Source organism: Micromonospora sp. NPDC047467, assembly GCF_040643095.1.
Taxonomy (GTDB): domain Bacteria; phylum Actinomycetota; class Actinomycetes; order Mycobacteriales; family Micromonosporaceae; genus Micromonospora.
The window spans coordinates 331,499-343,334 of the sequence record NZ_JBEYTO010000002.1 but is presented as its reverse complement, the minus strand read 5'-3'; the positions used below and the strand labels follow the sequence as shown (position 1 = coordinate 343,334).

The following is an 11,836-nucleotide window of genomic DNA, read 5'->3' as shown; positions in this document are numbered from 1 at the left end:
AGCTGGGCGTGCTGCCCGTAGTGGGCATCTTCGGCCCGAACGCCTCCGGCAAGTCCAACATCATCAAGGCCCTCGGCTTTGCCCGTGACGCGGTTCGACTCTCCCATCAGCGGTGGCTGCCGGAGGAACCGATCCCGGGCCGGTGGCCGTTCCAGCTCGACATCGACAGCAGTGAGCAACCGAGCGAGTTCGTGTTCGACTTCGTCGTCGAGGACGTCCGGTACGAGTTCGGCTTCTCGTTGGACGATGAGGTGATCCGGCAGGAGTGGCTGTACGCGTTTCCCAAGGGGCGGCGGCAGATCTACCTTGAACGCGACGGCGGCTCGCTGCACTTCGGGAACCATCTGATCGGCCCCCGTGAGCTGATCGCGGAGACGGTACGCCCGAACAGCCTCTTTCTCTCCGCCGCAGCCGCGCTCAATCACCCACAGTTGGGCCGGATCTATCGCTGGTTCAGCCCACGCCAGATGATCTCGCCAGGCGACGGATCAGCTGCTCGCCGCCCTCCGCACGTCTTGCCGGACCAGCGGATGCTCGCGCTTCTTCGCTTCGCGGACCTAGGCATCGTCGGCGCGGCGGTCGTTCAACGGGAGCCGGATCCGGGCCGCGCGCCGGCAGAGCCACAGATCGAGTTCCTCCACTCGGCCGGCACCGAGAACGGGGAGGCCGCTCTGCCCTGGCAGTGGGAGTCTGCCGGCACACGCAGTTGGTTCGATCTGCTCCAACTGGCCGTGCGGGCCCTCGATGCCGGCGGGTTGCTGGCAGTCGACGATTTGGGCAGCGATCTGCATCCGCTCCTCACGACCGAACTGATTCGCCTCTTCCATCAGCCAGACACCAACCCACACGGCGCACAGCTCATCTTCAACAGCCACGATGTCGGCCTCCTCGGCCGCCATCGGGACATCCGGCTCAGCCGGGATCAGGTCTGGCTCACCGAGAAGGACAGCGTCGGCGCGACCCGGCTCTACCCCCTGACCGACTTTCGGGTGCGTGGTGGCCTCGATGACGTCGAGGGTCGATATCTGAAGGGCCGCTACGGTGCGGTGCCCTTCCTGGACCACGAGGTGCTCGACCGCCTCGTCTCACCGAATCGCGCGGCCTGAGCAACCGGGTAAAACTCCAAACCCCTAAAAACCAGCCATTGAAGTTTAGTGGCTCAGTGGCTAGGGTTCTCCCATGCTCCTTGTCGATCTGCCCGACACCCCGGCAGCACGTTGATGGCTCGGGCCAGCAAGCCGCTGCGGCGTCAGCCCGGAAGCCGACAGGAGCGGCAGACCTACCTGATCTGCTCCGAAGGCAAAAACACCGAGACCCTGTACTTCAAGGGTCTGCGCCGCGAACTACGGGCCAGCAACGTGCGGATCGTGGTCACTTCCGGCCAGGGCGAGCCGTACGGCGTCGTCGAGAAGGCCATCGCCGAAGTTGAGAGGGCCACCGCAAGTGGCAACGATTACGACCGGGTGTTTTGTGTCATCGACGTCGAGGCTCCCCCTACGCACACCCATGCCCGGCTCGACGCCGCGCTCAGGCTAGCCGCCCGGCACGGCATCATCTGCGTCGTCTCTAATCCCTGCTTCGAGCTCTACCTTCTCTTGCATTACCAGGACGTGTCTGCCTACCTGACGACAGAGGAAGCTGGCCGTCTGCTCGAAAAACACCCATGCGGTTACCGCCGGAGAGGCAAACTGCTGAACTTCGAGGCCCTGCAACCGGGCCGAGCCGAGGCGCACCGGCGGGCAGCCCGGCTGGATCGGTCGCACGCGGGGCAACCGGTCCCTGCCCGCAACCCATGGACCTCCGTGCCGGACTTGGTGACCGAGCTCGAATCAGCCGCCGCGCGGCACCCCCAACGACCCCATGCCTGAGGAGCAAGCCGTGCCGATGCACGAAATCCAAGTAGACGATCAGGTGTACGAACTGCTCCAGCGACACGCACGACCCTTCGTCGATCGGGAAAACGACGTACTTCGCCGGCTGCTGAGAATCGACAGTAGCCCCGGCACCGCGAAGAGTCAGCGGCTGGGCGGCGGGGATCTCAGCAGTCTGATCGACGCCAAGCTTCTGGCACCGGGCGACGATCTCGTCCACGTCCAGACACGCAAGGGTCTGACCCACCGAGCGGTGGTGACTGAAGACGGCAGCATCCGGCTACCCGACGGGTCCACCTACGCGAAGCCATCCCCCGCCCTCAAAGCGTGCGTAGGCCACGACATCAACGGCTGGGGTCAGTGGACACACGCCGCGACCGGCCGGTCACTTCACGAACTTCGCGAGGAGCTGCGGCAACGGTGAGCCTGCCACTCGTGGCCAAGCGTCACGCGTCGTAGTCGACCGTGAGCTTGTCGGTGGTCGGGCTGGACTGGCAGGTCAGCACGTAGCCCGCCGCCAGCTCGTCCGGCTCCAGCGCGTAGTTACGGGCCATCGTGACCGCACCGTCCACGACCTTCGCCTTGCAGGTCGAGCAGACGCCACCCTTGCAGGCGTACGGCAGCTCGCCGCGCACCTTCAGCGCGGCGTCCAGCACCCGCTCCTCGCGACCCATCGTGAAACTGGACGACCGACCGTCCAGCACGATCGTCACCTCGGCTCCGGCGCCGGCCTGATCGACGGGACGGCGGACCGGCTCCGGCGGCGCGTCGACGTGGAACAGCTCGGTGTGCACGGCCGACTCGGGCAGCCCTCGACCGGTCAACACGTCCCGGGCGTCGACCACCATGGCGTACGGGCCGCAGAGGAACCACTCCTCGATGACGTCACCCGGCACGATGGTGTCCAGCAGACGGCCCAGCCGCTCGGCGTCGATCCGCCCGGAGAGCAGCGGCGACTCGCCCTGCTCCCGGGACAGCACGTGCACCAGGTGCAGCCGGGTGGGATAGCGGTCCTTCAGGTCGGCCAACTCCTCGGCGAACATCACGGTGTTCGCCGTGCGGTTGCCGTACACCAGGGTGAAGGTGCTGGCCGGCTCGGCGGCCAGAGCCGTCGCGACCAGCCCGAGCACCGGGGTGATGCCGGAGCCGGCGACGACCGCGCCGTAGTGCCGCACCCGGTCCGGCGCGAACGCCGTGGTGAAGGTGCCCAGCGGCGGCAGCACCTCGACCGTGTCGCCACCGCGCAGCGCACCGCACGCGAACGCCGAGAACGCACCGCCGGGGATCTCCCGCACCCCGATCCGCAACCGGCCGTGCCGGGCCAGGTCGTCGGGGGTGGAGCAGATGGAGTACGACCGGCGCACGTCCGTGCCGTCGTCGGTCACCCGGCGCACGGTGAGGTGCTGGCCCGCGCGGAACGCGAAAGTGTCCCGCAACTCCTCCGGTACGGCGAACGTGACCGCCACCGAATCGTCGGTGAGCCGGTCGACGGCGGAGACCGGCAGCGGGTGGAAGACCGGCCGACGGCGGACCGGCCGGGAGATGGTGACTGTCACAGTGCCTTCAGGTGGTCGAAGGGTTCGGAGCAGGAGCGGCACCGCCACAACGCCTTGCACGCGGTGGAGCCGAACCGGCTGACCTGCTCGGTCTCCGGCGAGCCGCACTGCGGGCAGCGGACCGCGAGGGTCAACGACACCACGCCGGGGGCGGGCACCGGCGCAGGCGGGGCGATCCCCGCGGCGGCGAGCTTGACCCGCCCACCGTCGGAGATCCAGTCGGTGCTCCACGGCGGGCTGTAGACCGTGCGGACCTCGACGTCCGGGTGACCGGCACCGGCGAGCGCACGCCGAATGTCGGCCCGGATCACGTCCATGGCCGGGCAGCCGGTGTAGGTCGGCGTGATGGTGACGGTGACCCGGCCGCTGGCCGGATCCTCGTCGACCGCGCGCAGGATGCCCAGCTCGTCGATGGTGATCACCCGGATCTCCGGGTCCACCACCGACGCGGCCGCCTCCCTGGGATTCACCACTGCGCTCCAGGGTGGGCGCGGTGCAGCACCTGCATCTCGGCGAGCAGGTAGGACAGGTGCTCGGTGTGCACGCCGGCCCGCCCGCCGCCCGGGGCCCAGCCGTCCTCCGGCCGGGTGAGCGTCGCCTCGGCCAACACCGGGCCAACGGTGTCGTCGAACGCCGGTCGCAGGGTGGCCGGGTCGACCGGCGCCGCCGGGTCTACGGCGAACAGTTCATGGGTGTACGGCCACACCTGGTCGACGGCGGCCTGCATCCGACGGTGCGACTCCTCGGTGCCGTCGCCGAGCCGCTTCACCCACAGCGCGCCGTGGTCCAGGTGGTACGCCGACTCCTTGCGCGCCTTCGCGCCGATCGCGGCCAGCCGCTCGTCCGCGCATCCGGCGAGCGCCGTGTAGAGCGGCAGCTGGTACGCCGCCAGGAAGAACAGCTTCGCCATGGTCACCGCGAAGTCGCCGTTGGGCAGCTCGACCAGGAGCACGTTGCGGAACTCGCGGTCGTCGCGCAGGTACGCCAACGTGTCCTCGTCGCGGCCTGCGCCCTCCAGCTCACCCGCGTACGACAGCAGCAGGCGGGCCGCGCCGAGCTGGTCGAGGGCGATGTTGGCCAGCGCGATGTCCTCCTCCATCTCCGGCGCACGGGTGGTCCACTCGGCCAGCCGCTGCGCCGCGATCAACGCGTCGTCGCCGAGGGCGAGGGTGAAGTCGTACGGCCCGTTCACGCCGCCACCCCGCTGAGCCGGCTGGTTCGCTCGCTCCGCTCGCTCACAGGTGAGCCACCCCGTCCGGCACCTCGTAGAAGGTGGGGTGGCGGTAGACCTTGTCGGCGGCCGGGTCGAAGAAGGCGTCCTTCTCGTCCGGGCTCGACGCGGTGATCGCGCCGGCCGGCACCACCCAGATCGACACGCCCTCCTGCCGGCGGGTGTAGAGGTCCCGGGCGTTGCGCAGGGCCAGCTCGGCGTCGGGGGCGTGCAGGCTGCCGACGTGGGTGTGCGAAAGCCCGCGCCGCGCCCGCACGAAGACCTCCCACAGCGGCGAGTGTTCGGTGCTCACGCGGCTACCTTCTCCCTGTTCTCCGCCCGCTTGGCGGCGTACGCCGCGGCGGCCTCGCGTACCCATGCGCCGTCGGCGTGTGCGGCCCGGCGGTGCGCCATCCGTTCCCGGTTGCACGGCCCGTCGCCGGAGATCACCCGCATCAGCTCGTCGTAGTCCGGCTGGGTGTAGTCGTACGCCTGCCGCTCCTCGTTCCAGCGCAGGTCGTCATCGGGGATGCGCAGCCCGAGGATCTCGGCCTGCTGGACGCACATGTCGACGAAGCGCTGACGCAGATCGTCGTTCGAGAAGCGCTTGATCTTCCAGGCCATCGACCGGGTGGAGTGGGTGGAGTCGCCGTCCGGCGGGCCGAACATCGCCAGTGACGGGTACCACCAGCGGTCTACTGCGTCCTGGGCCATCGCCTGCTGCCCCGGGGTGCCGTGCGCGAGGGTGTGCAGGATCTCGTAGCCCTGGCGCTGGTGGAACGACTCCTCCTTGCAGACGCGGATCATCGCCCGCGCGTACGGGCCGTAGGAGCAGCGGCACAGCGGCACCTGGTTGACGATCGCCGCGCCGTCCACCAGCCAGCCGATCGCGCCCACGTCGGCCCAGGTCAGGGTGGGGTAGTTGAAGATCGAGCTGTACTTCTGCCTGCCGTCGAGCAGCAGCTGGACCAGCTCGTCACGGCTGATGCCGAGGGTCTCGGCGGCGGCGTAGAGGTAGAGCCCGTGGCCCGCCTCGTCCTGCACCTTGGCCAACAGGATCGCCTTGCGCTTGAGCGACGGCGCCCGGCTGATCCAGTTGCCCTCCGGCTGCATGCCGATGATCTCGGAATGGGCGTGCTGGGCGATCTGTCGGATCAGCGTCCGGCGGTACGCGTCGGGCATCCAGTCGCGCGGCTCGATCTTCTGCTCCGCGTCGACCACCTCGGCGAAGTACGCCGCCAGGTCCTCGTCGGGCGCTGGTCCGCCCCGGCGCTGACGCGCGGCGGCCGCACGCAACTCGGCCTCGGCCGCTTCGACCTCGCCGAGCAGGCCAGCGCCGGGCGCGTCGTCCGATCCGGAGAAGTCGCTGCCATACATGAGGCAAGTGTTACAGCTTGCGCCTTGATGCACTAGGGGGTGTAACAGGAAACCCGAGTCACCTTCCGTCACGGATCGGCACTTTTTAGCCACGCATCGCTACCGACTCGCCTATGACTTAGATCACTGCCTCAACGTGAAACCTCACACAAGACACATATAAGCCTGATTTCCCACCGATACGGCGTGTTGCCAGGTGTCGGACCCTGCCGCCCGGCCGGTCCGGACGTAGACTTCTGCCGGTCAACCGATCGGCTGTCGCCAATCGTCGGTTCCACAGAGGCCACCTCCCCCGTGGCTCGGCGAACGCACCGATCGCCCCGGACAACAAGCCGGTCCCCCCGGCCCTGACATCTGGAGCTCACCCAAATCATGCGATCTCGCGTGACCATGGTGTTCGCCGTCGTGGCGGTCCTTCTCGGTGGCGTCCTGCTGGTCCCCGCCGCGTACGCCCGACTCTCCGACGGCGGCAGCAGCGGAGGCGGAGGCGGCGCCGCGAGCGTCGCCGCGCCCTCGCCCACCCCGCCGCCACCACCCACACTGGCCGCTGGCCCGGTGTCGGTGGCCTTCAAGGGCCAATTCTTCTCGTGGGCGCTGATGGATCGGGAGACCGGCAAGATCTCCGGGTCACCGAACATGACCGCGACCAGCTCCACCGAGTCGATGATCAAGGCGTGGATCGTCTCGGACTATCTGCGGCAGCTCGGTGACAAGGAGCCGAGCGAGGCCCTCAAGAAGATGGCCGTCACTGCCATCCGGGACAGCAACGACGGGGCCGCCAACAAGGTCTACGCCGCTGCCGGTGGCTCCTACAAGCCACTGCCGAACGGGCAGCCCAGCCCGGTCATCCAGCGGGCGATCACGATCTGCGGGCTGACCGACACCAAGCGGGGCAATGTGCCGAAGTACGAGGGCTACTGGAGTTTCACCAGGATGTCTCCCCGCGACGCGGTCCGGCTCGGCGACTGCATCGCCAGCGGTAAGGCCGCCGGCCCGAAATGGACCAAGTGGGTGCTCAACGAGATGAGCAAGGTTCGCGGCACCACCGCGGACAAGGACCAGAAGTCCGATTCGGGTGGTGGGCGCTGGGGGATCATCGACGGTCTGCCGAAGTCAATCACCGCGCAGGGCCCGGTCAGCATGAAGAACGGTTGGACCCCGCTCAACTACGACGGCAACTGGCACGTCACCTGCCTCGCGGTCAACGACAAGTGGAGCCTCGCGGTGATGCTGCGCTACAACTACGCCAAGCTCCCCCTGGACTACGGCGCGCAGGTCTGTGCCAGCGTGGCCACCCAACTCGTCACCCCGCAGCCGGGCGCCGCGCTGAAGGTGCCGCAACAACCGGACGCGCTCTGATGGCCGGCAACCGTCGGGCTGACCGACGCGGCGGCGGCGACGCGGCCCCGCTGCGGCTGATCGCCATCGCGGTCATCCTGACCGGGCTGGTGCTGGTGTCGCTGCGACTGCTGCCCGGGTCGCCATTCGAGTCCGCCGCCGCCGCCAAGTGGGGTGATTCCGACGCTGCCAGCCGGTCCACCGGCGCGGCCACCAACCGCAGCGCCCGCCAGCCGGCTTCGCCGTCGCCGAGCCCCAGCCCGTCGCTGGAGCCGCTGCCGTTCGCGGCCAAGGACCTCAACCTGGACATCGAGGGCTGGTACGCCTGGAGCGTGCTCGACCGCCGCACCGGGAAGATCATCGGCTCGAAGAACATGGACGAGACCAGCACCACCGCCTCGATGATCAAGTCGTGGATCGTCGCCGACTACCTGCGCCGCACGGCCGAAGACGGCGATTCGCCGAGCGACGCGAAGCTGGACGACGCCACCAAGATCATCCGGGACAGCGACAACACCCGCGCCGAGCAGTTCTACAACTCAGTCGGCCGAGACGCCTCGATCCGGCGGCTGATCTCCATGTGCAAACTCACCGACAGCAGCGTCGCCCCCGACAAGGGCTGGAGCCGGACGGCACTCTCCCCCCGCGACACCGCCCGGCTGGGCAACTGCATCGCCACCGGCACCGCCGCCGGGCCGAAGTGGACCAAGTGGCTGCTCAACGAGATGGAGCTGGTCCGCGGCGCGGGAGACTTCGGCATTCGCAAGGCCTTCCCGGCCGCCGAGCAGAAGCAGATCGCCATCAAGAACGGGTGGATCGACCGCACCCAGGAGCAGGAGATGCACATCAACTGCCTGGCCATCGGCGACACCTGGACGATGGGCGTGATGGTCAAGTACCCGATCGACATGGGCTACGACTACGGCATGAAGAACTGCGAGAAAATCACCGAGGCGCTGCTCCGCCCCGCCACCTGACCCACCCTCCCGCGCCCTGCGGCGCGGTGGCCCGGCGGCTCAGCCGGCGAAGAACTCCGGGCCACCGTCCGGCAGCGCCGGCACCTCACCGATCGCGGCGGCGCGGCGGGCGAACTCCCGCAGCCCGGCGACCTGCCGGTCACCGAGCGAGAAGTCCAGGGTCCGGAAGTACGTGGCAAGCGTCGCGGCGTCGAACGTCTCCCACCGCGCCGCCGCCTCGGCGACCTGGTCCAACTCGGCGAGGCAGAGGTCCCGGGAGCGCAGGAACGCCTCGTGCACCTCCTTGACCAGGCCCGGGTGGGCAGCGGCGAAGTCGCGACGAACCGCCCAGACGGCGAAGACCATCGGCAACCCGCTCCACTCCCGCCACGCCTGCCCAAGGTCGGTGACCATGAGACCCCGCTGCGGCGCCTCATGGAGCGCCCGCAGCGCCACGTCGCCGATCAGCACCCCGGCGTCGGCCTCCAGCAGCATCTGGGTCAGGTCCGGTGGGCAGCGGAAGTAGTCGGGGCGTACGTGGTAACGCTCGGCGAGCAGCAACTGGGCCAGCATCACCCCGGTCCGCGAGGTCGAGCCGAGCGCCACCCGGGTGCCATCCAGCTCGGCGAGAGGTCGGGTGGAGACCACGTTGACCGAGAGCACCGGACCGTCGCTGCCCACGGCCAGATCCGGCAGGAGCAGCAACTCGTCGGCGTGCCGCAGGTACTCCACCAGCGAAATCGGCCCGATGTCCAGGTCACCGGCGACCAGCGCGGCATTCAACTGGTCGGGCGAATCCTTGTGCAGGTCCACGTCGAGCAGGGCACCGGAGCGCATCAGACCCCAGTAGATCGGCAGGCAGTTCAGGAACTGGATGTGCCCGACCCGCGGGCGTGCGATGCGCTCAGCCATGACCCGACCGTATCCCCGCCCTCTGGCTCCGGCTCGCCGGGCCGGCCCGAAGTGGCCAACCCCGCACCCGGCTGGCGCTCTCGTCCGCCGGGCGAGCCACGCTCGGGTACGGCCGGATCGCCACTCACCGGCCCGCGTAACGCCCGGGCGACGATCGGCACGAAGGCCAGCACCACCAGCAACCCAGCCGCGCCGGCCGCCGCGATCAACGGTCGGGGCGGAACTCCCGTGAGCAACACGCCACCGACCAGGTAGCCCGCCATCGAGCCACCCTGCACCGCCGCGCCATAACTGGCGTACGCGCGGGCACGCATCGCCTCCGGCACCCGACGAGCGGTAAGAAGGTTGGCGAACACGTTCTCCGCGCCGTTGGCCGCGCCGGCCACCAACCAGAGCGGCACCAGCAGAGCCGCCGCCGGCACCGTCGCCCCCAGCAGCACCATCAGGCTGCACCCACCCAGCGTGACCAGCACCCCGCGCACCAGCGCACCGTCGTCGTGGAACCGACGTGCGAGCCGCGCCGCGTACCAGCCGCCCGGCAGCATGCCGGCCATCCATGCTGCGCCGACCAAGCCGTACGTGGTGGCAGAGCCGTTCAGCGTCTCCCGAATGAAGAAGACCTCGATCACGTTGATGCCGCCGACCGCCGCGATCACCACGGCAGTGCTCACCACCATGACGAGCATCAACGGATCCCGGCGCAGCCGCCAGCCCTGGGCCGTACCACCGAAGGACGCCATCGCACCGGCGACGGCCACGGCCGGCGCGGCCCCGGCCGGCACGGACCCGGCCGACGCGGCCAGCGCGGCGCCGGCCGGCATGGTCGGCACGGCCCCGGTCGACGCGGTCGACGCGGTCGGCGCGGTCGGCGCGGTCGACGCGGTCGACGCGGTCGGCGCGGTCGGCGCGGTCGGCGCGGTCGGCGCGGTCGGCGCGGTCGACGCGGTCGACGCACTCCTGGCCAGCACGGTCCTGGTCGGCGCGGTCGGCGCGGTCGGCGCGGTCGGCGCGGTCGGCGCGGTCGGCGCAGTCGGCGCGGTCGGCGCGGTCGGCGCGGTCGGCGCGGTCGGCGCGGTCGGCGCGGTCGGCGCGGTCGGCGCGGTCGGCGCGGTCGGCGCGGGCTTGGCCGACGCGGCCGACGCGGCAACGGCGGGTGCGGTCCGTGCTGCGGCGGTGGTCGGGCGGCCGCCGCGACGAGTCCGCAGCAGGAGGCCGGCGACCACCAGCGCCAGGTAGGTCGCGGCGTCGACCAGCAGCGGTACGCGGGTGCCGAACTGCCCCACCAGCAGCCCGGCCAGCACCGGACCGCCGAGCGCGCCGAGGGAGACGGCGGTCTGACTGATCGCGCTCGCCCGGGGCAGGTCAGCCGGGCGGACCATCGCTGGGAGCAGCGCCGCCAGGCAGGGCTGGGTCACCGCGAGCCCGCAGGCGAGCAGCGTGACCAGACCGACGACCAGGACCGGGTGGCTGGTGACGGCGAGCATCGTGCAGATGGCGGCCTGAGCCACCCCGACGGTCACCAGCAGGGTGCGGCTGTCCACCCGGTCGGCGACGCGGCCGGCGAGCGGGGCGAGCACCACCAGCGGCAGGGTGGCCGCGAGCAGCAGCCCCGAGACGGCGAGCCCACCGGCGCCGGCTCCCTGCAGCGCCAGAGCGAGCGCGGTGGCGGCGAGGAAGTCGCCGCAGATCGTGGTCCCGCGTGCGGTGGCGGCCAACCAGACGTCCGTCCAGCGCGACTCAACAGTTGTGAAGGACATGCTTCGAAAATAATCCTTCACAACTGATCGACACAACCCCCTCAGGCCAGCGGCACCACCCGGTACTGCACCGCCACCGAACGAGCGCCCTCCGGCGGGTCGGATCGCCGACGAGGGTGGTACGGCCTGAGCAGCGCCACGACGGCCTCGTTCAACTCCGCCAACTCCTCCGCCGTCAGCAGGACCAGCGTGTCGTTGAACAGCGCAACGTCGTACCACTCGGCGGGCTCATCCCCGGCGCGCCGCAACCAGTCCCTGGTCCGCTCCATGGCCCGGACGGCGTGCGCCTCCACCAGCGCCTGCTCCGCAGCCCGCGCCTCGGGCCCGGCCTCGCGGCCCGCGTCGACCATCCAGCTGACATTCGACGTACGCCACACGCGCTCGCGGGCGTCCCCCCGGCTCGGCGCCTGCTCCACCAGCCCGAACTTCGCCAGCGCCCGCAGGTGGTAACTGGTCGCACTCGGCGACAGCCCGACGATCTCCGCGCACTCGGTGGCGGTGCCGCCACCCTCGCGGCTGCTCAGATACTCGATGATCGTGATGCGGGCCGGATGAGCCAGCGCCCGCATCACCTGCGGGTCACTGATCATTCGGCGCGGCTCGGGACGGGCGTCGGTCATGACCCCATGATCCCGGCCGCCCACCCGACCCGCCATCACCCCGCGCTCTGCCGGCACACGTCCGGCGTCCACGACCCGCGCTGAATGGCGGCGGCCAGCGACAGTGACGGCAAGCGACGGCGCTGGTCGGCGGCGGAGTGGCAGCGACCGGCGGTGCGGCGATCGGCGGAGGACGCTGCTGCAGCCGGCGGAGGACGTGGCTGCGGCGGCGACCGGCAGCGCGACGGCGCGGGTGCGGC

13 protein-coding genes are annotated in these 11,836 nt (G+C 70.2%); 5 read left to right on the top strand and 8 right to left on the bottom strand.

Features of this window, described 5'->3' with window-relative positions; all coding sequences use genetic code 11:
* Window positions 1-20: 20 nt before the first annotated feature.
* The 3 genes from ABZ780_RS05830 (at window position 21) to ABZ780_RS05820 (ending at window position 2,295) form a co-directional block, all read left to right on the top strand.
* A complete protein-coding gene (locus ABZ780_RS05830) occupies window positions 21-1,106 on the top strand; it encodes an ATP-binding protein (protein ID WP_357484575.1) in 1,086 nt (361 codons plus the stop codon).
* A gap of 114 nt (window positions 1,107-1,220) precedes the next feature.
* A complete protein-coding gene (locus ABZ780_RS05825) occupies window positions 1,221-1,868 on the top strand; it encodes an RloB family protein (RefSeq protein ID WP_357484572.1) in 648 nt (215 codons plus the stop codon).
* A 16-nt stretch (window positions 1,869-1,884) separates the two neighbouring features.
* On the top strand, window positions 1,885-2,295 hold the full coding sequence (locus ABZ780_RS05820; RefSeq protein WP_357485310.1) for a hypothetical protein: 411 nt from the start codon (window positions 1,885-1,887) through the stop codon (window positions 2,293-2,295).
* 22 nt (window positions 2,296-2,317) lie between these two features.
* On the opposite strand, the gene paaE is transcribed toward ABZ780_RS05820, so the two are convergent.
* The 5 genes from paaE to paaA are packed head-to-tail and all read right to left on the bottom strand — an operon-like array spanning window position 2,318 to window position 6,014.
* Window positions 2,318-3,427, bottom strand: coding sequence for a 1,2-phenylacetyl-CoA epoxidase subunit PaaE (paaE, locus tag ABZ780_RS05815; RefSeq protein WP_357484569.1), 1,110 nt, complete (start codon window positions 3,425-3,427; stop codon window positions 2,318-2,320).
* Window positions 3,424-3,900 (bottom strand): 1,2-phenylacetyl-CoA epoxidase subunit PaaD, encoded by a 477-nt coding sequence (paaD, locus tag ABZ780_RS05810; protein ID WP_357003943.1) that lies wholly within the window; start codon window positions 3,898-3,900, stop codon window positions 3,424-3,426. The genes paaE and paaD overlap by 4 nt, the downstream gene beginning before the upstream one ends.
* Window positions 3,894-4,619 carry a 1,2-phenylacetyl-CoA epoxidase subunit PaaC gene (paaC, locus tag ABZ780_RS05805; RefSeq protein WP_357484566.1) on the bottom strand — a complete coding sequence of 242 codons (726 nt, stop codon included), beginning with the start codon at window positions 4,617-4,619 and terminating at the stop codon, window positions 3,894-3,896. The genes paaD and paaC overlap by 7 nt, the downstream gene beginning before the upstream one ends.
* Window positions 4,620-4,662: 43 nt before the next feature.
* Window positions 4,663-4,950 (bottom strand): 1,2-phenylacetyl-CoA epoxidase subunit PaaB, encoded by a 288-nt coding sequence (gene paaB / locus ABZ780_RS05800; RefSeq protein WP_139585175.1) that lies wholly within the window; start codon window positions 4,948-4,950, stop codon window positions 4,663-4,665.
* On the bottom strand, window positions 4,947-6,014 hold the full coding sequence (gene paaA, locus ABZ780_RS05795; RefSeq protein WP_357003935.1) for a 1,2-phenylacetyl-CoA epoxidase subunit PaaA: 1,068 nt from the start codon (window positions 6,012-6,014) through the stop codon (window positions 4,947-4,949). Before paaA ends, paaB begins: the two co-directional genes overlap by 4 nt.
* A 372-nt stretch (window positions 6,015-6,386) precedes the next feature.
* Between paaA and ABZ780_RS05790 the strand changes: the two genes are divergently transcribed.
* Together ABZ780_RS05790 and ABZ780_RS05785 are read left to right on the top strand one after the other, a co-directional pair.
* Window positions 6,387-7,373, top strand: coding sequence for a hypothetical protein (locus tag ABZ780_RS05790; protein ID WP_357484563.1), 987 nt, complete (start codon window positions 6,387-6,389; stop codon window positions 7,371-7,373).
* The gene (locus ABZ780_RS05785; RefSeq protein ID WP_357484560.1) at window positions 7,373-8,329 is read left to right on the top strand and encodes a hypothetical protein; all 957 of its coding nucleotides are present in this window, start codon (window positions 7,373-7,375) and stop codon (window positions 8,327-8,329) included. The genes ABZ780_RS05790 and ABZ780_RS05785 overlap by 1 nt, the downstream gene beginning before the upstream one ends.
* Before the next feature lie 39 nt (window positions 8,330-8,368).
* Here the strand turns inward: ABZ780_RS05785 and ABZ780_RS05780 are convergent, their stop codons facing one another.
* From ABZ780_RS05780 to ABZ780_RS05770, 3 genes are read right to left on the bottom strand one after another with little or no spacing between them, the layout of a single operon-like run.
* Window positions 8,369-9,220: a menaquinone biosynthesis protein gene (locus ABZ780_RS05780; protein WP_357003927.1), complete on the bottom strand. Its 852-nt coding sequence runs from the start codon at window positions 9,218-9,220 to the stop codon at window positions 8,369-8,371.
* A complete protein-coding gene (locus tag ABZ780_RS05775; RefSeq protein WP_357484557.1) occupies window positions 9,172-10,977 on the bottom strand; it encodes an MFS transporter in 1,806 nt (601 codons plus the stop codon). Before ABZ780_RS05775 ends, ABZ780_RS05780 begins: the two co-directional genes overlap by 49 nt.
* A 41-nt stretch (window positions 10,978-11,018) precedes the next feature.
* Window positions 11,019-11,597: a winged helix-turn-helix domain-containing protein gene (locus ABZ780_RS05770; RefSeq protein ID WP_357484555.1), complete on the bottom strand. Its 579-nt coding sequence runs from the start codon at window positions 11,595-11,597 to the stop codon at window positions 11,019-11,021.
* Between the last annotated feature and the right edge of the window lie 239 nt (window positions 11,598-11,836).